This is a genomic window from Flavobacterium sp. MMS24-S5 (assembly GCF_050320125.1).
GTDB lineage: Bacteria > Bacteroidota > Bacteroidia > Flavobacteriales > Flavobacteriaceae > Flavobacterium > Flavobacterium tyrosinilyticum.
In genome coordinates this window covers 1,264,780-1,287,693 of sequence record NZ_CP190016.1, presented here as the reverse complement: position 1 = coordinate 1,287,693, position 22,914 = coordinate 1,264,780, and the positions used below count along the sequence as shown (strand labels likewise).

The following is a 22,914-nucleotide window of genomic DNA, read 5'->3' as shown; positions in this document are numbered from 1 at the left end:
TCCAAGCTGGATTGGCAATTGTTTTTGGTGGCTCAGGACTTATATATTCAACTATTGCTTTTATATTAATGGATATTTACAACTTCTTATCAAAAACTATTTTATCATCATCATTCTTGGCTCAATAATAAATATGTTTACTTGTGAATTGTCGTATTAAGTTTTTGTACCAATATAAGATTGCTAAATTAGACTTAAAAAAAGCTGATAAACTAGTTTTTATATCTATATTTGTAATTAATCTACAAAATAAAGGGTAAAAATGATTGTAAATTTTACTATTCAAAACTTTGGTTCTATAAAAGATAAACAAGAATTATCATTTGAAGCCACAAATTCAACAGATTTAGAGAATCATTATGTATTTGAACCTATTAAAGGTATTCGTTTGTTAAAGCTAATTTTAATATACGGAGCTAATGCATCAGGTAAAACTACTGTTCTTAAGGCCTTAGAATTTCTTAAAGATATAGTTCTAAATCCACATGATAAAAAAACGGAAAAATTTGATTTGCATCCTTTTTTATTTGATGAACTAACCCCACAAGAAAATACAATCTTATCTTTAGAATTTATTCATAATAAAATAAAATATGGGTATGAAGTTGAACTTAATAGGAATGCTATAATCAGAGAGGAATTAAATTTTTATAATCCAAATAAAGCAAATGTTTTTAAAAGGACAACAGATATTAATAAACAATTAACCAATATAAAATTTGGAAGCAAAATTTCTAGAAGTAAATCTTTTGAAAAATCATTAGAGGGAAATACTTTATGGAACAATACCGTACTAGGTGGATTTCTGAAAACTAATATTGAACTTCAAGAATTGAAAGAAGTTACAGATTGGTTTTATGAATCTTTAAAGCCTCTTGTATATACTAAAACTGATCTTGAGAGTTTTGTTACAAATGAAATTAATGATGGAAATATTATAAAAGAAAATGTTATAAATATTTTACAAAAAGCTGATTTCAATATTTCAGATATAGTCTTTAATGAAGAAGAAAAAGAAATCCCCAAAAGCTTTATTGAATTTTTAGAAAGGAATGATAAAAATTCTAAAGATAGAGTAGCTGAATTAAAGGCTAATTCAAAATTTACAACAATTAATTTAGAGTTTGAACATACTGTAAATAATTCAAAATATAAACTTCCTTTCGAAAAACAGTCACAAGGAACGCAACGTTATTATGGTTTTGCTGGATTATTAGATTTACTACTTCACAATTCTATGATCATTCCTATTGATGAATTAGAAGCATCCTTACATCCAGATTTATATATCCATTTTCTTTTAACATATTTAATAAATTCAAAAGAATCTCAAATTATTGCAACTACTCATAACAGAGAAATATTAATTAATAAAGATATTTTTAGGAACGATTCTATTTGGTTTACTAATAAAGATGATCAAAATTCAACAGAATTATATTCATTATCAGATTTTGACAGTAAAACAGTTAGAGATACAAGTAATATATTTAATGCTTATAAAATAGGAAAATTAGGGGGTATTCCTCAATTAGGCGATTATTTTTTAGATATTAATAACGACGAGGAATAAAATGAGAAAGAAGAAAGACTTAAAATTTAAAAGTAGGAAGCAAATAGCAATAATTGTTGATGGAGAATGTGAGTTTTGGTACTTTGAAATGATGAAAAGAAATGAGTCAACTTTAAATGTAAGCCTTAAGCCAAAATTACCTCAAAAAAAGAGATTATCTGAGCAGTATAATGAAATAGTTGAATCAGCGAAACATTTTGACAGTGTATTTTGGATTGTTGATTTTGATAAAATAAATGAAGAGGATAGAACAAAATCAAAAGGACAAAAATCAACTGTGCAAGAATTTAAAGAATATCAAATAAAGTTATCTAAAGTAGATAATGTAAAAATAATAGTAAATAATCCTTGTCTGGAATTTTGGTTTTTATTGCATTTTGAAAAAACTGGTCGTTTCTTTGATTCTTGTGAAGGTGCTTCAAAGCAATTGAAGAAACATCTAAAAGATTATGAAAAAACTCAAAAATATTTTACAAAAAAAGATAATGATATATATTTAAAATTGCTTTCTAATCAAAAGAATGCTATTGAGCATTCAAAAGCATTAGGTGATTTTGATATTAATTCTCCACAATCAGCTATTTCAGAAATGTTTGAGTTTTTTGAGAAAAAACATAAATTATTTGCATAAAAAAATAAATAATAGTTAAGTTGATAAGTTATAATTGAAAATTTAAATTGTAGTTTTTGAAAAAAAAAGAAACTAGTGGTATAATGCGTTTTAAGTATGCAATCTATTACTTAGAAAAAAAAGTATTTATCAACAATAAAAATATCAACTAAATTGTCAATTAAAAATCAAAAAGCCTGTAAACAATAAGTTTACAGGCTTTTTTGTGGAGTCGCCGGGAATCGAACCCGGTCCAAACGAGCAACTAAAGAGCTTTCTACACGTTTATTTCCTGATTGAATTTTCGATGTTGAGCTAGGCCAGAAACAACCACCCAACACTTATCTTCTTAATTTTCGAAATCCACCCGAAGCTCATGGAAATCTAGGTTTATTTTTACGGTTCCCCTGAACGGAACGCCACAAACCAAGGCTTTCCAGGAGAATCCAGCTTCTCTACCTTGTAGAGACGTGGCGCAATCTTACTATGATTCGGATTATGCAGCTAAAGCGTAATTATTTTCGCCGTGTAAAAGTTCGAGATCTTATATTTACGAGCAAGGTCTCAATGCTCGACGTGCTTACTGTTCAATTCGACTCGCTGTCAAAACCAGTCGACCCCAAAAATAAGTCTGCAAATTTAGAGTATTTGAAATTACTTTCTGCTAAAAATTTCAGAAAAATTTTGTTATTCTTCGTCTTTAAAATTAAAAGGGTAATCTCCGAAGACTGGGGCTAGTTTACGAACTGCATAAGTGTTTCTGGTCATCTTATTTGATAACGCAATAATGGTTACGCCTTCGTTCATCAAAGTAATGTAAGATGAGGTGTTTCCGTGCCACCAGCCATTATGAAAATAGAAATTCTGACCTGTTTCCCAGTTAATCATTCTAATTCCAAGACCATAATTTTTAGTTCCTTTACGTTCGTTGCTGTAACCTGTGTATACTTGTTTCAATAACTCAGGTTTTAAGAAATCTGGTGATTGTCTTGCTCTATCAAACTTTAAAAGATCTCTAGCGGTAGAGAAAATGTTTTTGTCGCCGTAAACATTGTCTAGATAATCAAAACCAATTTCAACGCCGTTACCTTTATAGGATGGGACAATTTTTTTTCTGTCTTTATCATCGTCAAAAACGTAGGTGTTTTTCATTCCTAGTGGCTTAAAAATCATTTCAGACATTGCTTCTTTGTAGCTTAAACCAGTAATTTTTTCGATAATAAGTGCCAACATTGCATAGTTAGTATTACAGTAGCTAAAACGAGTTCCTGTTCTAGATTCTAAACCAATATCTTTTGTTGCTAAAATATCCAGAATATCTTTATTGGTTAATTGATTATGTCGGTTCCAAATCGATTTATCACGATCTGTGAAATAAGCATAGTTGCGCATTCCGGTACGATGATCCAGTAACATTCTTATGGTACATTCTTCGTATGGAAAAGTTTTTAAGATCGTATTTACCTTTTGGTCCAATTCAATTTTACCTGCATTAACCAATTTTAAAACTGCTGTAGCCGTCAAAACTTTACTTACCGAAGCAATTTGTACAGGTGTTTCGGGCGTTATTTTGGTTCCTTCATTTTTATTGGCAAAACCATTATATCTTTCAAATAAAATCTGTCCGTTTTTGGCAACCAAGAAACTCCCGTTCATGTTATTATTGGGCCAATTTTTATTGTAAAAGTGATTTATTCTGCCTACAACCGAATTTTTATATGCTTGAGAAACTTTCGGCTCTGAACCTAACGGTTTCATTTTAGGTAAAGTATCTTCGACTGTTTGAGTAGTATCTGTTGTTGTTTTTTTGTTTTGACCACATGAACTTAAAACAAGTATAGAAAAAAGTAATTGTGGTATCTTTGTCTTTTTAAGGAAAATCATTTGCATCGTTCTTTAAAAACAAATATATCGAATTCAATTTTGTTGTATTCTTAGTTCTGAGGCTTTAATTTGTTTTTTTAACATAATTTTAAGAAAAGTAAATTTTAGTCGATTGTTTTTCAGCTTTTAACGGTTTTAAAACATTTTAAATTGAATTTTAGAAACAAAATTTTAACTAAATTTGTTATATTTGAAACAAATACATTGCGAAAAGTTATATTATTTAATATTAAAAAATCAGTTTAAATGAAATTTGGAATCATAAAAGAGAGAAAAAATCCGCCAGATAGAAGAGTCGTTTTTTCTCCAAATGAATTGACAAGGTTAAAACAGCTTTATCACGATGCTTCTGTAAAAGTAGAGAGTTCTGATATAAGAATATTTTCTGATGATGATTATAAAAATATGGGAATTACCGTTGCCGATGATGTATCTGACTGCGATGTATTATTTGGAGTAAAAGAAGTTCCCGTAGCCGATTTGATTCCTAATAAAGCCTATTTCTTTTTTTCTCATACAATTAAAAAACAGCCTCATAACAGAAAATTGCTTCAGGCAATTTTAGAAAAGAATATCGATTTATACGATCACGAAACAATTGTAGACGAACATGATCGTCGTTTAATTGGTTTTGGAAGATACGCTGGAATGGTTGGCGTTTATAACGGAATTCGTGCTTTCGGAATTAAATTCGAATTGTTCAAACTTCCTAAAGCAGAGACGCTTTCAGGAAAAGAAGATTTGATTAAGCATTTAAAACGCATCACAATGCCAGCTCTTAAATTTGTAGTTACTGGAACTGGAAAGGTGGGGAGCGGAGCAAAAGAAATTTTGGATGCGATAAAAGTAAAAGAAATTACGATTGATAATTATCTGACTAAAAAATACGCTCAAGCGGTTTATGTGCAGTTGGATGTTTTGGAATATAACAAAAGAAAAGACGGTCAGGTTTTAGATTTTACAGATTTTGTGAATCATCCCGAGGAATACGAATCTGATTTTGAAAGATTCACGAAGGTTTCTGATATTTATTTTGCCGGACATTTTTATGCAAGTAATGCGCCAATGATTTTAACAAAAGAAATGCTGAATGCAAGCGACTGCAAATTGAAAGTTGTAGCTGATATTTCTTGCGATGTTAATGGACCAATTGCTTGTACAATTCGCTCTTCGACAATTGAAGAACCCTTGTACGGATATTTTCCATTGGAAGATCGTGAAGTAGATTTTTTTCATCCTGCTGCAGTTGCGGTAATGGCGGTAGATAATTTGCCATGCGAAATTCCGAAAGATGCGAGCGAAGGTTTTGGAGAACAGTTTATGGAACATGTAATTCCAGCTTTCTTCAACGGAGATAAAGACGGAATCTTAAAACGCGCCAAAATCACAGAAAATGGAAAATTGACGGAGAGATTTAGTTATTTGCAAGACTATGTAGACGGGAAATAAGTTTTTTTTGTTTCAAGTTTCAGGTTTCACGTTATTAAAAAAGGGAGAAAATTTTAAATTTTCTCCCTTTTTTAATTAAGTTAGGTTTTATTCGTCAAGTATTTCAAAACATGAAACATGAAACAAAAAAACTAAACCATCTCCTCAGGTTTCACCCAAGCATCAAAATCTTCTGGAGTTACATACCCTAAACGAACAGCTTCTTCTTTAAGAGTAGTTCCGTTTTTGTGTGCGGTTTGCGCAATTTCTGCCGCTTTGTAATATCCGATTTTAGTATTTAAAGCGGTAACTAGCATTAATGAATTATCTACCAATTCTTTTATTCTTTTATGATTAGGTTCGATTCCTTGTGCGCAATGCTCATCAAAAGAAACACAAGCATCTCCTAATAATTGTGCCGATTGTAAAAAGTTGGCTGCCATTACAGGTTTGAAAACATTCAATTCATAATGACCTTGCATGCCTCCAACTGCAATTGCCATATCGTTTCCAATAACTTGAGCGCAAACCATGGTTAAAGCTTCGCATTGCGTTGGGTTTACTTTTCCTGGCATGATTGAAGAACCTGGTTCATTTTCAGGAATATGAATTTCACCAATTCCAGAACGCGGACCAGAAGCGAGCATTCTAACATCATTAGCAATTTTATTTAAAGAAACGGCCAATTGTTTTAATGCTCCGTGTGTTTCTACAATAGCATCGTGTGCAGCAAGTGCTTCAAACTTGTTTTCAGCCGTTATAAAAGGATGATTTGTAAATTGGGCAATATACTCGGCTACTTTTACATCATAGCCTTTTGGTGTGTTTAATCCAGTTCCAACAGCTGTTCCTCCAAGTGCTATTTCAGATAAATGTGCTAAAGTGTTTTTTAATGCTTTTAATCCGAAGGCTAATTGAGCAGCATAACCCGAAATTTCTTGACCTAAAGTTAATGGCGTTGCATCCATTAAGTGTGTACGCCCGATTTTGACTACGTCTTTGTATTCAGCTGCTTTTTTTGCTAATGTAGCGTGAAGTTTTTCTACACCAGGAATGGTAGTTTCGACCACCATTTTATAAGCCGCAATGTGCATTCCGGTTGGAAAAGTATCGTTTGATGATTGTGATTTGTTTACATCGTCATTGGCTTTAATGAATTGTTCGCCTTCGCCAATTTCAAAACCTTTAAGAACTTGAGCGCGATTGGCAATTACTTCGTTCACATTCATATTGCTTTGCGTTCCCGAGCCTGTTTGCCAAATTACTAATGGAAACTGATCATCTAGTTTGCCTTCCAGAATTTCATCGCAAACAGCAGCGATTGCATCTCTTTTTTCGATTGGTAAAACGCCTAAATCGTAATTAGCGTAAGCAGCTCTTTTTTAAGTAAGCAAAACCTTCAATGATTTCTTTAGGCATAGATGCCGATGGTCAGATTTTGAAATTGTTTCTGGAACGTTCTGTTTGTGCACCCCAATACTTATCGGCTGGGACTTGAACTTCGCCCATGGTGTCTTTTTCTATTCTGTATTTCATTATGTTGTTTGTAAAAATGTTATTCTGTAAAATGTGAAATGTCTAAAGGTGAAATGAAAAGTTTCTTTTGAAAATGAGTCTTTTAGCCCTGATGGTAGCGGCATCTCCCGATTTAGAAAAACAAGGCTTTTTAGCCGTAGTTTTTGTTTATCGGGAATACAGCGGACAGCAGGAATAGCTCCTGAAAATTATTACAATTGTCTGAGCTCTTTATTTCAAAGGACTTCAAGTTCAAAAAAAGCTTATTTAAAATGAGTATAAATATACGTATAAATGTTATTTAACGAAAATTGATTTAGATTTTATTGCTGAGAAAAAATATATACCCTACATTTGTCGTAACATTCAAAAATTCCGGAAAACATGTTTGAATTTTCACAGTACTTAGGCTTTTTACTTTTCTTAACCATACTAACTATAGGGTTTTGGTTAATGTTTTTCTTAGTTGGTTTCGTATCTTATTGGGTTACGGGAGCAAGCTGGGAAATGATTAAAGAAAAAAGAGCCAGAAAAAGACAAGAAGAACAATCTATTAAATATTAGATTGATGTCATAAGAAAAGAACCCACTAGGGTTCTTTTTTTTTGTGCAAAAAAAAAGGAAATTACAATCCTGAAAATTTCAAATTCCAATATTTTGCGTTTAGAACTTTGCCAAAATTTTAAGCTAAATCTAGTTTGCCCATTTTTGTCATTTCGATCAAAGGGAGAAATCTTCGCAAGTAGCTCGACAAAGATTGGGCTTTTTTGAGGAGTTTCTTATGGAGATTTATTTCTCGTGTTCACCATCCATTAGGGCTAAATTCCAAATTCCAATACTCTGCGTTTAGAACTTTGTCAAAGTTTTAAACTTTGACAAAGTTAGACAGCTAAGAAGTAGGCTTAAAATAAAAAATTCCAAATCCCAATTATAATTGGAATTTGGAATTTTTTGTATTGGAATTTAACAGATGTTAGCCCGGAAATTCTCCGCCGCCTTCTCCGCCACCATCGTTTCTTGGCTGTGCGTTTTTATCTCTTTCACTTTTTGGTTTGTTAAAACGGTAAGTGAATGATAAATTGAACTGACGTTTACGGAATTGGAATTCGCTATAAGAATTTACATTGTCTAAGTACGTGTAAGATCTCATTTTTCTTGAATTAAAAACATCGCTAATATTGAATGCGATAGTTCCTTTGTCTTTCATAACATCTTTACTGAAAGCTGTATTCATTCCGAATTGACCTAAGTTTTTACCTTGAGCTGTTTTTTGCTCTCCGTTGTACATTGCTGTTAACTGCCAGTCAATTTTGTATGGTAACGTTACTTTAGAGTTTACTCTTGCAAACCAAGAATTAGCCTGATTGTCTAAATTTTGAACAATCTCGTTTCCTTGTGTGTCTGTGTAACTGTGTTCTCCAGTTGTTTTTACGTTAAAAAAGTTGAAGTTACTGTTTAGTTTCCACCATTTGTATGGAGTATAATTGAATGTAAATTCGAAACCAAATTTTTGTTCTTTTCCTAAGTTAATAGGCTGGCTTTTGATAACTGGGATTCCATTAACTTCATCACCTGTAGGAGATCGTACAAAGCTGAAAACGTCTTTTGTGTCTTCAAAATAGGCAGATGTGTTAAAAGTTACTTTACTCCATTTTTTAATATAGCCTATGTCATATTTATCAGTTAAAGAAGGATCCAAGTCTGGATTTCCTTGAAAGATATTAATGTTACTTGCATAGTTTACAGCAGGATTCATGAAACGACCTCTAGGTCTAGTTAAACGTTTACTGTAGCTAGCTGAGAAATTGCTCTGATCTGAGATTTCGTAACTAACAAAAGCACTTGGAAATAAGTTGTTGTATTTTTTAGTATTGAAATCGCTGTTGTCTAATAAGTTAACTTGGATGTTTGTGTCTTCCCATCTTAAACCAAATAAATAAGAGAATTTATTTACTTTGAAACCATATTGTGTATAAAGTGCATTGATGTTTTCTTTATACTCTAATGTATTTGATAAATTAGGATTTACTGCACCAGTATCGTCTTTTACATAGTACACGTTATTTAGATCTCCAAAACTTCCTTTATAGCCCGCTTCAAATTGACCGCCTTTTCCTAAAGGCAATACGTAGTCTGTTTGAAAAAGAACTTGTTTCTGGATTTGATCGTTTAAAGTAGTGTCAAATCTAGGAGAATCTTCAATAGTACTTTGGCTATCATCTGTATTTCTAGAAATAGAAAGATCTGCTGTAAGTTTATGTCCTTTATCGTTGAAATTTTTAATTAAGTTTGAAGTATACTCAAAGTTTTCACTTCCAGTATCGGCATTATTTAAACGATAGGTTGTTCCTGTAAAATTATGAGCAGCATCATAGTTGTAATAGTTGATCAAATCTCTATCGTCACCAGAATTTTTTTGGTAATTGATAGCATTCGTCCAAAATGTTGATGGGGTAATTGCTCGATTCTACGCCAGCTCTTCCGTTAAAACCTTTTCTAATACGTTGTGTATCGCGGTCTTCGTCTAAGAAACTTTTTGTTGTGCCATCTGGATTTAAATATTCAGAATTTGTTTGTCCGGCACCTTCTGTAGTTCTGTAATTGTAACCAGCTGTGGTAAAATAGTTTAACTTTTCTGTTTTATAGTTCAAATTAGCACTTAAACCGTAAGTTTCTGGTAAACCTGTTGAAGCAATAAAAGTTCCGTTGAAGCCTTGGTTTTTACCTTTTTTAAGAATAATATTGATAATTCCAGAACCACCTTCTGCATCATAACGTGCTGATGGATTGGTAATAACTTCTACTTTATCAATTGCATCTGCAGGCAGTTGTCTTAAAGCTTCTGCCATGTTTATAGCCTGGGAAGGTCTTCCGTCAATTAAAATGCGAATATTGTCACTTCCTCTTAAACTTACATTTCCTTCTGTATCAACAGAAACAGATGGAACGTTGTCTAATACATCGCTCACGCTTCCACCTTTTACAATCATATCTTGACCAACATTGTAAACTTTTTTGTCTAGTTTAATTTCAACTGTTGATTTTTCAGCACGAACAACAACCTCATTTAACTGCGCCGCATCTTCAGATAGGTTTACTATGCCTAAATTGGTGTCATCCTGAATACTTTTCCCCTTAATTTCAGTTGATTTAAACGAAATAAATTCAACCTTAATATCGTAAGTTCCTGGCGCAACAGCAACCTCAAACTCTCCTTTTGGATTTGTGATGCCTCCAGCGACAACTTTTGTATCGTTTGGAGCAGTAATTGAAATAGTAGCATATTCTAAGGGCTGTTTGCTTACTTTCTCGAAAACTTTCCCGGTGACTTTTACTTTATTCTTGCCACCTGGGCCTCCTTGTTGAGAGTAATTGTAAAAACTTGTAAACAAGAATACAAGTAATACTGCAAATTTGATTTTTTTCATTTTCTGGTTTTCTTTATTCCTTTAGACGGCAAATGTAGTTTTTGGTTTAAAGAGAGAAATCACAAAAAAATGTTAATAGGATATTTTAGAATCAATCTAAAAAAGAAGCAACCAATTCTGGGTCACGGCCAATTATAGCTTTTCCGTCTTTTACAACAATCGGACGTTCAATTAAGATAGGGTTTTCTACCATTGCATTAATGATCTCATCATTGCTCAAGGTCTTACCTTTAAAATTTTCAATCCAGATTTTTTCTTTGGTTCTGATAAGCTGAATTGGTTCAAGATTTAACTGTACTAATAGTGTTTTTAACTGATCAAAAGTTGGAGTTTCGGTTAAGTAAGGAATGATTTCAAAATCTTGGTTCGATTTTTCGATAAAAGCTAGGCAGTTTCTTGATTTTCCGCATCTCGGATTATGGTAAATTTGTATCATTTTGTTATATTTAAACGTTTCAAATATTCTTACAATAAAAAAGGGGTATTTTAGCAATATCAAAAGTAAGATTAACTTATCGAATTTGAATTCTCATTTTTTAAAATTTTAAATTTATGTTTTTAGAGCAAGGGATTAAACCTGAAAATAAATTTTGGAAATATCTTTTAGGATTTGTCTTTATTATTTCTGCGTCTTTTGTTGGCCAACTTCCAATTACAGCAGCTGTGTTTTATAAAACATTTACCGAGCACATTGCTTTTCCAACAACTAACGAGGGTGTTATGAACATGTTCGAGTCGAATACGACACTTTTTCTGGTTATGATTTCGTTTGTTTTTGCGTTTGCAGGAATTTATTTTGTTGTAAAATTTATTCATCATCAAACCTTATTATCAGTTACCACTTCTAGATCTAAAGTAGATTGGAAACGAATTTGGTTTTCTTTTTTTGTATGGACATTTTTTTCACTGCTTAGTTTTTTATTTGTCTATTTAAGAGCGCCAGAACAATTTGTATTGCAATTTAAATTGGTTCCTTTTTTAATATTAGTAATTTTAGGTTGCATTTTAATTCCGATTCAAACCACTACAGAAGAATATGTTTTTAGAGGATATTTAATGCAAGGATTTGCCAATTTAGCGCAGAACAGATGGTTTCCGCTCCTGATGACTTCTGTTATATTCGGTTCAATGCACTGTAACCAATCCAGAAGTTGGCAAAATGGGAAATATTATAATGATTTATTATATCGGAACTGGATTGTTTTTAGGAGTGATAACTTTGATGGATGAAGGAATGGAGCTTGCACTTGGATTTCATGCAGGCAAACAATCTTGTGGGAGCTTTGTTGGTTACATCAGATTGGACTGTTTTTCAAACGAATTCTATATTTAAAGATCTTTCAGAACCTTCGGCGGGAATCGATGTTATTCTGCCAGTTGTGGTTATTTATCCTCTTCTACTTTTTATTTTTAGTAAAAAATACGGTTGGACAAATTGGAAAGAAAAGCTAACGGGAAATATTAAACATGTCGAATTAAAAGCTTAAGAATATGCAAAACTTAACTCAAAATAACGTTCACAATTATTTTAAATTAAATGGATATCATTTAAATGCAAAAGATCTGTGTCGTATCGCTTATAGTTTTATCAAAGAAGGAGATGCCTACGAACAATCAATAGGAGAGTTCTTTTTGGATTGGTTTGATAAAAAAGATTATATAGAAATGACTACTTCTGGTACAACAGGCCTGCCAAAATTAGTTAGGCTGAAAAAACAAGCCATGATACAGTCGGCGCTTGCAACGGGAGATTTTTTCGATTTAAAACCAGGGGATAAAGCGTTGTTGTGTCTTCCGACGCAGTTTGTTGCGGGAAAGATGATGCTGGTAAGAAGTTTAATTTTAGGTTTAGAATTGGATGTTGTTTCGCCAAGTCTTCATCCGTTGGAATTAAATACAACGACTTATGATTTTGTAGCAATGGTTCCGCTTCAAGTTCAAAATTCTATTGCTGGACTTTCAAAAGTTCGTAAGTTGATTATTGGAGGTGCTAAATTAGATTCGGCTTTAGAAGAGAAATTGTTGCCACTTAAAACGGAAATCTATGAAACATACGGAATGACTGAAACTATTACGCATATTGCAGCGAAACGTTTAGGTGATTCTGTTTTTTCGATTCTTCCAAATGTGAAAATTTCTCAAGACGATCGCCAATGTTTGGTAATTAATGTTGCGACGATTTCTGATGAACCAATTGTGACTAATGATTTGGTTGAATTGTTGAATGAACAGCAGTTTAAATTTTTAGGCAGAATTGACAACGTAATCAATAGTGGAGGAGTGAAGCTGATTCCAGAACAGATTGAAGCGAAATTAATCGGAAAAATAAACAGCAGGTTTTTTGTTACAGGACTTCCAGATACCACTTTAGGAGAAAAATTAGTTTTGGTTATCGAAGGAGAAAAACAAGATTTTGAACCTGAATTTTTTGATGTTTTAGGTAAATATGAAAAACCAAAAGAAATAGTTTTTGTTTCAAAATTTAAAGAAAACGAAAATGGTAAGTTGTTACGAAAACCTACCTTGCAGGATTGAAATTACAATTTTTTAAATTGCTTCGTCTGTTCGCTAACGCTCGAGTCCAAATTCCAAAGCTTCAAGTGTTATGCTAATATAAAAAAAATCCAAATTCCAACTTTTCGCAATCTTATCATTTCGACGTAAGGAGAAATCTTCGCTAGAAACTCCACAAAGATTTGCCTATTGGAACGGAGCTACTTGCGGAGATTTCTCCTTACGTCGAAATGACAAAAAAGTGAGAACATTGTTTTAGTAATAGAAAAACTCTGAAAATAAAAAATCCCAAATTTCAATAACTAAGATTGAAATTTTGGGATTTTAAATATTAAGTAATTCCAAGGTTGGAATTTATCTTTTTATTTTTTTCTTTCCAAAAGCGCCATATAAAATCCGTCAAAACCAGATTCTGAGGCTAACATTTTACGATCTTCAATAAAAGTAAATTGCTGTCCGATTTCTGTTTTTAAGAACTTCTCTACTTGCTCTTGATTTTCTGATGGGAGAACAGAACAAGTTGCATAAACCAATTTTCCGCCTGGTTTTACAATTTTAGAATAGCTTTCCAAAACTTCGCTCTGAACTTTACGGATATTATCGATAAATTCAGGTTGTAATTTCCATTTAGAATCTGGGTTTCTTTTTAAGACTCCTAATCCGCTACAAGGTGCGTCAATTAAAACACGATCTGCTTTTTCGTGTAATTTTTTGATCACTTTTGTGCTGTCAATAATGCGGTATTCGATATTAAAAGCACCATTTCTTTTTGCTCTTAATTTCAATTGCTTTAATTTACTTTCGTACAAGTCCATTGCAATCAATTGCCCTTTATTTTCCATTAAAGAAGCCATGTGCAATGTTTTTCCTCCAGCGCCAGCGCAAGTATCAACTACACGCATTCCTGGTTTTACATCCAAAAATCCTGCAACTAATTGAGAGTTGGCATCCTGAACTTCAAAAAGTCCTTGCTTAAAAGCATCTGTCAAAAATACATTGGCTCTTTCTTTCAAAACAAGAGCTTCTGGCTGATCTTTTAAATATTCTGTTTCAATATTTAAATCCATTAAAGTATTTCGAAGGTTTTCTTTAGTGCCTTTTAAAGTATTGGTTCTAAGAATAACTTTTGCAGGCTGATTTTGCGCTGCAATTTCTTTTGCCCAAGCTTTTTCTCCAAGTTCTTTCACGCCCAATTCATCCATCCAATCTGGAATAGATTCTTTGATAGCTCTGGTCTTAGATAATTCGTCAAAACGTCCTTTTATTTTTCTTTCAGGAGTTCCTTCCAATTGTCTCCAATCTGGAATTGGATAACCGCGTAAAACAGCCCAAACGGCAAACATTCTCCATAGATTGTCTCTGTCGTAAGGTTCTTTTACTTCGGCAATTTCAGCGTATAATCGTTTCCAGCGAACAATTTCGTATATGGTTTCAGCAACAAACTTCCTGTCAGAACTTCCCCAACGTTTGTCTTTTTTTAATGCTCTTGCTACCACTTTATCAGCATATTCTCCTTCGTTGAAAATTGCATTTAAAGAGTCAATGGTAGTATAAACTAAATTTCTGTGTAATCTCATTTCTATAATTTGAGTTGCAAAGGTACTATTAATTGATTGAAAGTTAAATTTTTAATACTGAATCTTACTTCAGACTTTCACTAAATGAAAAAAACACTCTAAATTAGAGTGTTTTTTGAAATTATTGTTAAGCTTTTTATTCTTTCGAAATAATACGCGTTAATCCAATATTTTCTGGAGCATGAAGCACCATTGGGAATTTTTCTATCTTAACAGAGCTGCTGTCCAAGCCGAAAGCTCTTTCTTCAGACAAACTCAGTTTTTTGATAAAGAAGTAAGAATTCATGATAATGTTTTCATGCCATCTTAAATCATTATCGTTTGATAAGAATTTCTCAGACAATACAAATTTAAAGTCTCCAATAATATTGTTTTTGTTCAAAGATTCATAACGGCTCGTAATATCTACTTCTCCACGTTTTACCATGTCTTTGATAACTTCTCTAAACATCAAATTGATTTTGGTTGGCTCTCTAAAACCTAAATTGAAGTCAATTCTGTAGATGTCATCTTTAGCAATTTCGGTTACTTTATATTGCGTTTTATAGGGTTCAGTCAAAATATTAACGTGAACAAACCAATAAATATCGGCTCTTTTTGGACGTTTTTGCAAGATAGAATAGATGATTTTTTCCTCTAGTTCATCCACACGATTAGCATTTGTCATATAAACCAAATGCGTAGCATATTTCGGAATAGATAAATCTTGGCTTAACTCTACCAAAACTTGTTTGTAATCATCGACCTTAACGACTTTTGTATAGTTTTTGTTGATTTTCTTAGCCAAATACCAAATTGTCATTACGGAAATTAGCATACTGGCAATGATTAGTGTTACGTAACCACCTTCTGCAAATTTGGTAATATTAGCGAAAAGGAAGCTGAACTCAATCAATAAGTAAATCGTAATCAACGGAACCATGAAGTACAGTTTTACACGTTTCATGATTAAGTAGTAGTTTAAGAGGATCGTTGTCATGATCATGCACAAAATAATCGCAAGACCATAGGCGTGTTCCATGTTTCCTGATTTCTCGAAATGTAAAACGATTCCAACACAGCCAAAAAACAATAACCAGTTAATTGACGGAATATATAATTGTCCTTTTACCTCTGTAGGATATTTGATTTTTACTTTTGGCCAGAAATTCAGACGCATTGCTTCGTTAATTAAAGTGAACGAACCAGAGATAAGGCCTGAGATGCGATTACAGCAGCAAGAGTTGCAACTACAATTCCGAATGGTAAAAACCAATGTGGCATAATTAAGTAAAACGGATTTCCGTTTTCGCCTCCTAATTGCTGTAATGTGCTTCCTTCATGGTGAATCAAATAAGCTGCTTGTCCGAAATAGTTTAAAACCAAAGTAGTTTTTACAAAAATCCAGCTAATTCTGATGTTTTTTCTTCCACAGTGTCCCATGTCAGAATATAAAGCCTCGGCTCCAGTTGTACATAAGAATACAAAACCAAGAACGAAGAAACCATCAGGGTGTATCGATAATAAATGATAGGCATAGTAAGGATTAATCGCTTTAATTACCTCTGGATAATTCAGAACCTGAATGGTTCCTAAAGTACCTAGCATAGCAAACCAGATCAGCATCATTGGGGCAAAGAATTTACCAACCAATTTAGTTCCGAACTGCTGAATGGTGAATAAAACGAATAAAATTGTAATTACGATATACACAATGGTTTGTGTTTCCATCGTCGGGTAGAACGCTCTAATTCCTTCTACAGCAGATGAAATCGAAATAGGCGGAGTTATAATTCCGTCAGCGAGCAGGGCGCTACCTCCAATAATGGCGGGTACTATGAGCCATTGAATTTTTGTTTTTTTGACTAATGCATATAGGGCAAAAATTCCTCCTTCACCGTGGTTGTCTGCACTTAAAGTAATAAGTACATATTTAATTGTAGTTTGTAATGTTAAGGTTCAGAACACACAAGAGATACCGCCTAGAACAATATCAGCATTTATCGTGTGATCGCCTAATATAGCCTTCATTACATACAATGGAGAGGTTCCAATATCTCCATAAATAATCCCTAAAGTAATTAATAAACCCCCAATAGACAACTTACTGTGTAAGTTTTTATGCGATGCGCTCATGTTAATTTTATAAAAAGACGGTTGCAAATTTACTGTTTTAAAACAAATTAGAGGCATTTAAAATTAAAAAGATAAAAAAAAGCACAATCGTTAAATTGTGCTTCTGTTTTTGAATATTATTTATTTGGAAAATTAACCTCGTCTTCCGTTTCCTCTAGAATTCGAGCCGCTTTCTCTTTGGCTTTGTCCGCCTCTAGATTCTTGGCTTACTCTAGAAGATTCCTGGCTCATTCTAGGAGATTCTGAACGTTGGCTTTGCTGCGGTCTAGCTGAATAATCTCTATTTGAACTGCTAGATTGATTTTCTGAGTAACTTCTTGAACTTCTTTCAGCTCTTGGAGCAGATGCTTCACGGCTTGAGCTACCTCTTGATGCGCTAGAAGAATTGTTGCTGCCGTAATCTACTCTCTGAGAATTTTGTGTTCTAGGAGTGCTTTCAGCTCTTGGAGTATTATTCGTACTATTAGAATAATCGCGAGTTGCGCTTCTTTGAGTATTTACATTTTCAGTGCTTCTACCTGTAGAATTGTAGCCTCTGTTGCTGTTTCCATTGCCATTATTGCTTTTGTCGACAGAAGATCTATTTGTAGTGCTTCTGTTATCAGCATATGTTCTGTTAGAAACTCCATTGTTAGATGTTGATCTGCCACTGTAATTTCTGTTTGTATTGTACGTATTTCTATTATTTTCTCTGCTTACAACACGTCTTTGATCTAATTCGTATCGGTTTGTTGTGTTAGCATGTCTTTCCGCAAAACTATAATTCGGACGCATTCTTTCGTAACCATAAGTACGTCTTGTTTCATAAATAGCAGGAGCTCTGTAGCTTCTTCTCACATTTACATAATTGTAGGTATTGTGTACATTGATGCATACATTTACGTTGTTTCTGTATCTATAAACAGGGTAAGGTGTCCACGCCGTGTAATACGTTGGATAATAACCCCAGTACCAAGTTGAATAATATGGTCTGTAATTTGTTACCCAAAACGAAGTATAGATAACAGGAACCACGCTATAAACGGGCTCATAAATATAATTTGCTCCGTATAAATAAGTGTTTCCTACAATCTGAACACTTACTTTGTTGTAATTGTCTCTCTCCACATCGATAGTTGCAATGTCTTGATAAACATCACGATCTAAAACGGCTTGAATAATCACAACGTGTGTTCTGTTCTCTACACTCTCAATAACGCGAAGGTAATCTACTTCGTTATCGCCATTAAGGTCTAAGTTTGATATTTGATATTTAGGATCATTTAAACGTCTTTCAAAATCTTGAAGGTTAGCTGATTCTCCAAACATCGAAGCAACAGCTCTTAAATCTAAGTTATCGCTTATATCTGAGTTTTTTGCATAAACAGTAGCTCCAGCTTGGGCTTGGCAAGAACTAATTCCTAATGCAAATAGGGCTAGTAAAAGTATTTTCGCTTTCATGATAAAATCATATTGAAGATTAATATTCTGAGATATCCAATTACTGTGCCATAAAATTTATTCAATATAATTATGGGTTTAGTTTATTGATTATCAGCATTTTTTTATTATCGTCTGTGGAGAAATACGTCCAAAACTGTAAATATAAATGGAACAATAATATCTTTTGGTCGAATTCCGGGATTGGTATTGTATCCTGTATTTCTAGAATTCATGATAATATTAATGGTAGCCACATCTTCGAATATGTTGGTTTGTATTTCTGATTGAATGATGATGATTTTAATATTGTTTTGAATTTTTTCTGAAACTCTTAAATAGTCAACTTTTCCATCATGATTTAAATCTAAGTTTGAGATTCGTTCATCAGGATAATTTAGTCTTGTTTCAAAATCTGCCGCATCTACAGATTGAGAGAATATCATCGAAACGGCATTTAGGTCTAAATTATCTTCTACATAAGAATTTTTAGCATAAACATTTACTTTTTGTGCATTAATGGAATTTATTAATAGTATAAAAAAAGCTATAGATAGTATATTTTTCATATTTTACTTGTTAAATATTATTTGTAGGAAAGCAATTACTGTGCCAGAAAAGAATATAGAATGATTTTGAAATTTTATAAATAATCGTATTTTAGCGTTAACCAAATTTTAAATTTCCTATGAGAAAACTTGCTTTATTTTGCGGTATCTTTATTTTATTGATGTCTTTTACAACATTTAATTTTAAAACTGAAATTCCATTTAACGGTGGATTTACATCAATGACGATAGATACATTATTCAAAGACAGAATTAGTATTAGGGCAATTCTTATTGATAAAAATAAAGTTTGGTACGGGGCAGATAATTCTCGTTTTGGTTATTATGATTTGGATAAAAAAGAAAAATTTGAAGAACATATTTATCGTGATACACTTAAATTAGAATTTAGAAGTATAGCACAAACTTCAAAAGACATTTTTTTGTTGAGCGTGGCAAATCCGGCACTTCTTTATTCAGTTTCTAAAAATGACCGAAAAGTTAAATTGGTTTATAAAGAAATTAATCCGAAAGTATTTTACGATAGCATGCAGTTTTGGAACGATAAGGAAGGAATTGCAATTGGTGATCCAACAGAGGATACTTTTTCTATTATAGTTACTCGAGATGGCGGAGAAACTTGGACGAAACTGCTTTCTGATAAATTACCAACAAATAGCACTGGAGAAGCAGCTTTTGCAGCCAGTAATACCAATATTGTTATAAAAGGAAATGATACATGGTTGGTTTCGGGCGGAAAAAAAGCACGTGTTTTTTATTCTCCAGATAAAGCAAAAACGTGGAAAGTTGTAGAAACTCCTATTGTACAAGGAAAACAAATGACAGGAATTTTTACTGCCGATTTCTACGATTCTAAACAAGGTTTTATTGCAGGAGGAGATTATGATCTTCCTAATAATAAAGCCAATAATAAGGCTTTTACAAAAGATGGCGGGAAGACTTGGCAATTAATTGGTCAGAATATGGGATTTGGTTATGCGTCATGTATACAATATGTTCCAGGAGGCAATGGAAGAGAAATTGTTTGTGTAGGCTCAGAAGGAATACAATATTCTCAAAATGGAGGAGAAAACTGGATGCAGCTTTCTACAGATACCAAATTCTTCACCATTCGTTTTGTAAACAGAAATACTGCAATCGCAGCGGGACATAATAAGGTAGTTCGATTGAATTTTAAATAAAAAAATAAGAACCCTAAATAATAAAGTAAGTATTATTATATAGGGTTCTTATCGCTGTTGTTTCTTTAAGTCTAGTCTTTATTGCCTTTATCTCGATATTGCTGCAATAGTTTTCGATTAAAATCGTCTTCCGATTTTTTAAGTAAAAGTATCTTCTTTGCAGGAAGTACTTTTTTCAGACTGCTCATATATTTTTCACGAAGCTGATATATTTCTTTATCAGTACTTTCAATTTGAGATAATAACGTTGCTGCTTCTTTATCTGAAAGATTTTTAAGATTATCATCTTTTAGTTGTTTCAGATAAGTCTTCATTTTTAAATACTTTAATTCATATTGCTTATCATCATAAGCATTATAAATAGGCCAGAATTTTTCTGCTTCAGTCGAAGTTAATTCCAATTCTGTTGTTAAAAATGACACTTTAAAAGCTTTAATTTTTTCTCGCTTTTCATCAATTTTTCCGCTTTGGGCAAAAATTGAAAAACTTGTCAGAAATAGCAGGAGTGGTAAAATGTTTTTTATTTTCATTGTTAAGCTAAGTTGTTGAGTTAAGTTTGATTTAATTTTGTTCTGAAATTAAGTGTTCTAAGTTCGGACTTGTGACTAAAATGTCTTCTAGTGTTTCGTCTTCTAAAGTGACATTGTTGCCTAATTTTTCTATATCACTGTCGTCTAAGGTTTGAATTAAATCGTATTGGCTGATATTGGAGTGATAAGATAAATAAGTTTCTAAAGTAGCTTCATCAAGTTCGTTTGAGTTAGCTTTGTAATTATTTACGATCGGTATTAATAATGCAAAACCAATTACTGCTGCGGCCGCTAGCGAAATGGTTTTGTTGCGTTTGTAAAAAGGAATTACTTTAACTTCTTTTTTGTCTAATTGCTGTAAAACCTTCTCTGAAAAATGATCAAAATAATTGTCCGGGGTTTTAAAACCAGATTTTATTTTGGGTTCGTTTTCTAATTTAAATGTTTTCATGATACTTATAAGATAGTTTTTGTTACAAAAGGTTTAATTTGATGTAACATATAATTCAATTTTTTTTACTGCGTGATGATAAGATGCTTTTAGAGCTCCAACAGATGTTCCTAAGATTTCTGCGATTTCTTCATACTTCAATTCCTCAAAATATTTCATTTTGAAAACTAATTGTTGTTTTTCTGGAAGAGTTACAATTGCTTTTTGAAGTTTGATTTGAATTTCATCTCCATCAAAATAAAGATCTGCTTTTAAATTATCGATCGTTTTATTCTGCAGATCTTCAGATGAAATTCCGCTTAATTTTGCTTTTTGCGATAAAAAAGTCAAAGCTTCATTGGTAGCAATGCGATACATCCAGGAAAAAAGTTTACTTTCTCCTTTAAAGTTTTTAAGATTTTGAAAGACTTTTACAAAAGTGTTCTGTAAAACATCGTCGGCATCATCATGATTCAAAACAATGTTTCGAATATGAGAATACAAAGGTCTCTGATAATCAGACAAGAGTTTTTGAAACGCAGTATTTTGCGTTTCGGGATTTAATAATTCTTTTATAAATTCTTTCTCGTCTATCAAACTTTTTGTTTTGTAAACTTTCTTTAATAGAAGTTAGACAGAATTTAATGTAAAAGGTTTAATGCGCCTTTGAAATTATTTAAAATTCTGAGTCTTCTTCTTGTACAGGTGTTTGCGCTGGAGCAGGAGTTGGTGCTGCTGGCTTGCGTTTTACAGGCTCTGTACGTGGTTGTTCTGTATGTGGCTCGCTTGTAGTTTCGCTAGTGCTTTCTGGAGTATAAGTCGGCTCAGCAGTAACAGGAACTACTTTTGGTTTTATTGGCAAATAAATTTCAGTCACCAATTTGGATGAAGCTTTTACATCCAATTTACTCAACGTTAAGATTTCAAGATGAGACCAGCTCAAATCTGGAATAATTTTTTGGTTGTTAATGTAAGCCGTTGTTTTTGCAATTGCTTCGTTTCTATGAGAGTAATCTCCGTTAAGAGTTGTTTTTACAGCATCAAAACCATTTAATTTTCCTGCTAAAATATCACTTCCTGAACTAGTTGAAATTTCTTTATTAATAGGTAGACAGATTGAAATCTTTGCCAAACCTGTTTTAGTGTCGTAGGTATGATAAATAATGAATGGTTTTCCGCTTGCTGCTAAACCATTTGTTTCACTAAAGTGAATAAGCTTCGGAATTACAATCCTAGCATTTTTATTTACTTTGGCAATTTCGCTAGTAAAAGTCTGTTTTATATAAGGCGTTTCTGTTTTCTTAACCACTCCGTCTACTGTAACGGCGTAAGTTTTGGTTTCGTAATCTAAATTTTTGTCAATATTAGCCAAACTTTTTTCGTAGATAGTTCCGATAACTCTGTCTGAACCTCCATGTAATGCGGTATAAATTTTAAACAGAAAGCTCATTGTTCCTTTTCCTTTCCAGGTAACTTTTGTTTTACCGTTCAAAGTATCTTTCAAAGTCCAGTTTACATCAGCTTCAGTACCGTCAAACTGCATTTTTTGGTCAATGCTTTCGCCATCTTTTGTTTTAAGAATAATAGAATTTCCTTTTCCATCAGCACCATCCCAATAAAATGTCGCACCATTTCCGCTAGTTTTATTAGTGTATGTCATTTTTATAGAAGGATCTTCAACCGACCATGATTCAAAATCTTCGTAATTTCTAAAGTCGTTTAGGTAGTTATAAACCGTTGTACGAGGAGAATTGATGACTTTACTTCTTTCTACAGAAAAATCTCCTTTTTGAGTAGCAACAAAAACAGTAAGAGCAACAAAGCTTAAAAGTGCAAAAAGAAATAAATACTTTAGAATTTTCATGGTAGGCTGTTTGGTTTCGGTAAAGTTATAAATTTATCATGACTCTTACTAATAACCCATAATGATTAGGTTTTATTTTATTGCGAGCAGAATAATTTATCGTTTCAAAAAGATTTTAATTACGAACAAAAGGACAATGAAAAGCAGAAAGGCAAGGAGTACTTTGTAATTTCCTTTATAAAAGACTTTGTGTAATTTTAAATCTTTTCGATAAGCAAATATCATGATGATTACAAAAACGATAAAAAAACATATTCCAAATTGTATTTGACCTTGA

15 protein-coding genes, 1 other RNA gene and 4 pseudogenes are annotated in these 22,914 nt (G+C 32.6%); 7 read left to right on the top strand and 13 right to left on the bottom strand.

Features of this window, described 5'->3' with window-relative positions:
- The first annotated feature begins 262 nt into the window (after nt 1-262).
- A complete protein-coding gene (locus ACPWTF_RS05670; RefSeq protein ID WP_427874752.1) occupies nt 263-1,573 on the top strand; it encodes an AAA family ATPase in 1,311 nt (436 codons plus the stop codon).
- A gap of 1 nt (nt 1,574) precedes the next feature.
- On the top strand, nt 1,575-2,204 hold the full coding sequence (locus ACPWTF_RS05665) for an RloB family protein (RefSeq protein ID WP_427874751.1): 630 nt from the start codon (nt 1,575-1,577) through the stop codon (nt 2,202-2,204).
- Between the two features lie 203 nt (nt 2,205-2,407).
- Here ACPWTF_RS05665 and ssrA read toward each other — a convergent pair.
- Both ssrA and ACPWTF_RS05655 read right to left on the bottom strand, forming a co-directional pair.
- Nucleotides 2,408-2,804: a transfer-messenger RNA gene (gene ssrA, locus ACPWTF_RS05660) on the bottom strand.
- Nucleotides 2,805-2,870: 66 nt separating this feature from the next.
- Nucleotides 2,871-4,073, bottom strand: coding sequence for a serine hydrolase domain-containing protein (locus tag ACPWTF_RS05655; protein ID WP_427874750.1), 1,203 nt, complete (start codon nt 4,071-4,073; stop codon nt 2,871-2,873).
- Nucleotides 4,074-4,313: 240 nt separating this feature from the next.
- Here ACPWTF_RS05655 and ACPWTF_RS05650 point away from each other — a divergent pair, with 240 nt between their 5' ends.
- Nucleotides 4,314-5,516, top strand: a complete 1,203-nt coding sequence (locus tag ACPWTF_RS05650; protein ID WP_320492181.1) for an NAD(P)-dependent oxidoreductase — start codon at nt 4,314-4,316, stop codon at nt 5,514-5,516.
- Between the two features lie 131 nt (nt 5,517-5,647).
- On the opposite strand, the pseudogene fumC reads toward ACPWTF_RS05650, so the two are convergent.
- Nucleotides 5,648-7,031: pseudogene (gene fumC / locus ACPWTF_RS05645) on the bottom strand (class II fumarate hydratase).
- A gap of 363 nt (nt 7,032-7,394) precedes the next feature.
- On the opposite strand from fumC, the gene ACPWTF_RS05640 reads away from it, so the two are divergent.
- Complete coding sequence (locus ACPWTF_RS05640) at nt 7,395-7,574, top strand: hypothetical protein (protein WP_095928943.1); 180 nt, start codon at nt 7,395-7,397, stop codon at nt 7,572-7,574.
- A 409-nt stretch (nt 7,575-7,983) separates the two neighbouring features.
- Here ACPWTF_RS05640 and ACPWTF_RS05635 read toward each other — a convergent pair.
- Together ACPWTF_RS05635 and arsC are read right to left on the bottom strand one after the other, a co-directional pair.
- A pseudogene (locus tag ACPWTF_RS05635) lies at nt 7,984-10,438 on the bottom strand (TonB-dependent receptor domain-containing protein).
- Between the two features lie 91 nt (nt 10,439-10,529).
- Nucleotides 10,530-10,874 carry an arsenate reductase (glutaredoxin) gene (arsC, locus tag ACPWTF_RS05630; protein WP_320492178.1) on the bottom strand — a complete coding sequence of 115 codons (345 nt, stop codon included), beginning with the start codon at nt 10,872-10,874 and terminating at the stop codon, nt 10,530-10,532.
- Nucleotides 10,875-10,990: 116 nt separating this feature from the next.
- Here arsC and ACPWTF_RS05625 point away from each other — a divergent pair.
- Nucleotides 10,991-11,925, top strand: a pseudogene (locus tag ACPWTF_RS05625) (CPBP family intramembrane glutamic endopeptidase).
- A 4-nt stretch (nt 11,926-11,929) separates the two neighbouring features.
- Nucleotides 11,930-12,973, top strand: coding sequence for an AMP-binding protein (locus ACPWTF_RS05620; RefSeq protein ID WP_427874749.1), 1,044 nt, complete (start codon nt 11,930-11,932; stop codon nt 12,971-12,973).
- A 341-nt stretch (nt 12,974-13,314) separates the two neighbouring features.
- Here the strand turns inward: ACPWTF_RS05620 and ACPWTF_RS05615 are convergent, their stop codons facing one another.
- The 4 genes and pseudogenes from ACPWTF_RS05615 to ACPWTF_RS05600 all read right to left on the bottom strand — a co-directional run bounded on the left by ACPWTF_RS05615 (nt 13,315) and on the right by ACPWTF_RS05600 (nt 18,632).
- Nucleotides 13,315-14,529 (bottom strand): RsmB/NOP family class I SAM-dependent RNA methyltransferase, encoded by a 1,215-nt coding sequence (locus ACPWTF_RS05615; RefSeq protein WP_095928938.1) that lies wholly within the window; start codon nt 14,527-14,529, stop codon nt 13,315-13,317.
- Nucleotides 14,530-14,665: 136 nt separating this feature from the next.
- Nucleotides 14,666-16,644: pseudogene (locus tag ACPWTF_RS05610) on the bottom strand (KUP/HAK/KT family potassium transporter).
- Nucleotides 16,645-16,776: 132 nt separating this feature from the next.
- Nucleotides 16,777-18,084 carry a hypothetical protein gene (locus ACPWTF_RS05605; RefSeq protein WP_427874747.1) on the bottom strand — a complete coding sequence of 436 codons (1,308 nt, stop codon included), beginning with the start codon at nt 18,082-18,084 and terminating at the stop codon, nt 16,777-16,779.
- A 107-nt stretch (nt 18,085-18,191) separates the two neighbouring features.
- The gene (locus ACPWTF_RS05600; RefSeq protein ID WP_427874746.1) at nt 18,192-18,632 is read right to left on the bottom strand and encodes a hypothetical protein; all 441 of its coding nucleotides are present in this window, start codon (nt 18,630-18,632) and stop codon (nt 18,192-18,194) included.
- 119 nt (nt 18,633-18,751) lie between these two features.
- Here ACPWTF_RS05600 and ACPWTF_RS05595 point away from each other — a divergent pair, with 119 nt between their 5' ends.
- Nucleotides 18,752-19,813, top strand: a complete 1,062-nt coding sequence (locus ACPWTF_RS05595; RefSeq protein ID WP_427874745.1) for an oxidoreductase — start codon at nt 18,752-18,754, stop codon at nt 19,811-19,813.
- 71 nt (nt 19,814-19,884) lie between these two features.
- On the opposite strand, the gene ACPWTF_RS05590 is transcribed toward ACPWTF_RS05595, so the two are convergent.
- From ACPWTF_RS05590 to ACPWTF_RS05575, 4 genes are all read right to left on the bottom strand, one after another.
- The gene (locus tag ACPWTF_RS05590; protein WP_248727686.1) at nt 19,885-20,343 is read right to left on the bottom strand and encodes a sensor of ECF-type sigma factor; all 459 of its coding nucleotides are present in this window, start codon (nt 20,341-20,343) and stop codon (nt 19,885-19,887) included.
- Nucleotides 20,344-20,374: 31 nt separating this feature from the next.
- Nucleotides 20,375-20,794: a hypothetical protein gene (locus ACPWTF_RS05585; protein WP_427874744.1), complete on the bottom strand. Its 420-nt coding sequence runs from the start codon at nt 20,792-20,794 to the stop codon at nt 20,375-20,377.
- A gap of 33 nt (nt 20,795-20,827) precedes the next feature.
- Nucleotides 20,828-21,370 (bottom strand): RNA polymerase sigma factor, encoded by a 543-nt coding sequence (locus tag ACPWTF_RS05580; RefSeq protein ID WP_427874743.1) that lies wholly within the window; start codon nt 21,368-21,370, stop codon nt 20,828-20,830.
- Between the two features lie 79 nt (nt 21,371-21,449).
- On the bottom strand, nt 21,450-22,637 hold the full coding sequence (locus tag ACPWTF_RS05575; RefSeq protein WP_427874742.1) for an SRPBCC family protein: 1,188 nt from the start codon (nt 22,635-22,637) through the stop codon (nt 21,450-21,452).
- Nucleotides 22,638-22,914 lie beyond the last annotated feature (277 nt).

Bases quoted from the DNA above. Each gene is read 5' to 3' on its own strand.
- ACPWTF_RS05670 (WP_427874752.1), top strand. From the start codon at position 263: ATGATTGTAAATTTTACTATTCAAAACTTTGGTTCTATAAAAGATAAA.
- ACPWTF_RS05665 (WP_427874751.1), top strand. From the start codon at position 1,575: ATGAGAAAGAAGAAAGACTTAAAATTTAAAAGTAGGAAGCAAATAGCA.
- ACPWTF_RS05655 (WP_427874750.1), bottom strand. From the start codon at position 4,073: ATGCAAATGATTTTCCTTAAAAAGACAAAGATACCACAATTACTTTTT.
- ACPWTF_RS05650 (WP_320492181.1), top strand. From the start codon at position 4,314: ATGAAATTTGGAATCATAAAAGAGAGAAAAAATCCGCCAGATAGAAGA.
- ACPWTF_RS05640 (WP_095928943.1), top strand. From the start codon at position 7,395: ATGTTTGAATTTTCACAGTACTTAGGCTTTTTACTTTTCTTAACCATA.
- arsC (WP_320492178.1), bottom strand. From the start codon at position 10,874: ATGATACAAATTTACCATAATCCGAGATGCGGAAAATCAAGAAACTGC.
- ACPWTF_RS05620 (WP_427874749.1), top strand. From the start codon at position 11,930: ATGCAAAACTTAACTCAAAATAACGTTCACAATTATTTTAAATTAAAT.
- ACPWTF_RS05615 (WP_095928938.1), bottom strand. From the start codon at position 14,529: ATGAGATTACACAGAAATTTAGTTTATACTACCATTGACTCTTTAAAT.
- ACPWTF_RS05605 (WP_427874747.1), bottom strand. From the start codon at position 18,084: ATGAAAGCGAAAATACTTTTACTAGCCCTATTTGCATTAGGAATTAGT.
- ACPWTF_RS05600 (WP_427874746.1), bottom strand. From the start codon at position 18,632: ATGAAAAATATACTATCTATAGCTTTTTTTATACTATTAATAAATTCC.
- ACPWTF_RS05595 (WP_427874745.1), top strand. From the start codon at position 18,752: ATGAGAAAACTTGCTTTATTTTGCGGTATCTTTATTTTATTGATGTCT.
- ACPWTF_RS05590 (WP_248727686.1), bottom strand. From the start codon at position 20,343: ATGAAAATAAAAAACATTTTACCACTCCTGCTATTTCTGACAAGTTTT.
- ACPWTF_RS05585 (WP_427874744.1), bottom strand. From the start codon at position 20,794: ATGAAAACATTTAAATTAGAAAACGAACCCAAAATAAAATCTGGTTTT.
- ACPWTF_RS05575 (WP_427874742.1), bottom strand. From the start codon at position 22,637: ATGAAAATTCTAAAGTATTTATTTCTTTTTGCACTTTTAAGCTTTGTT.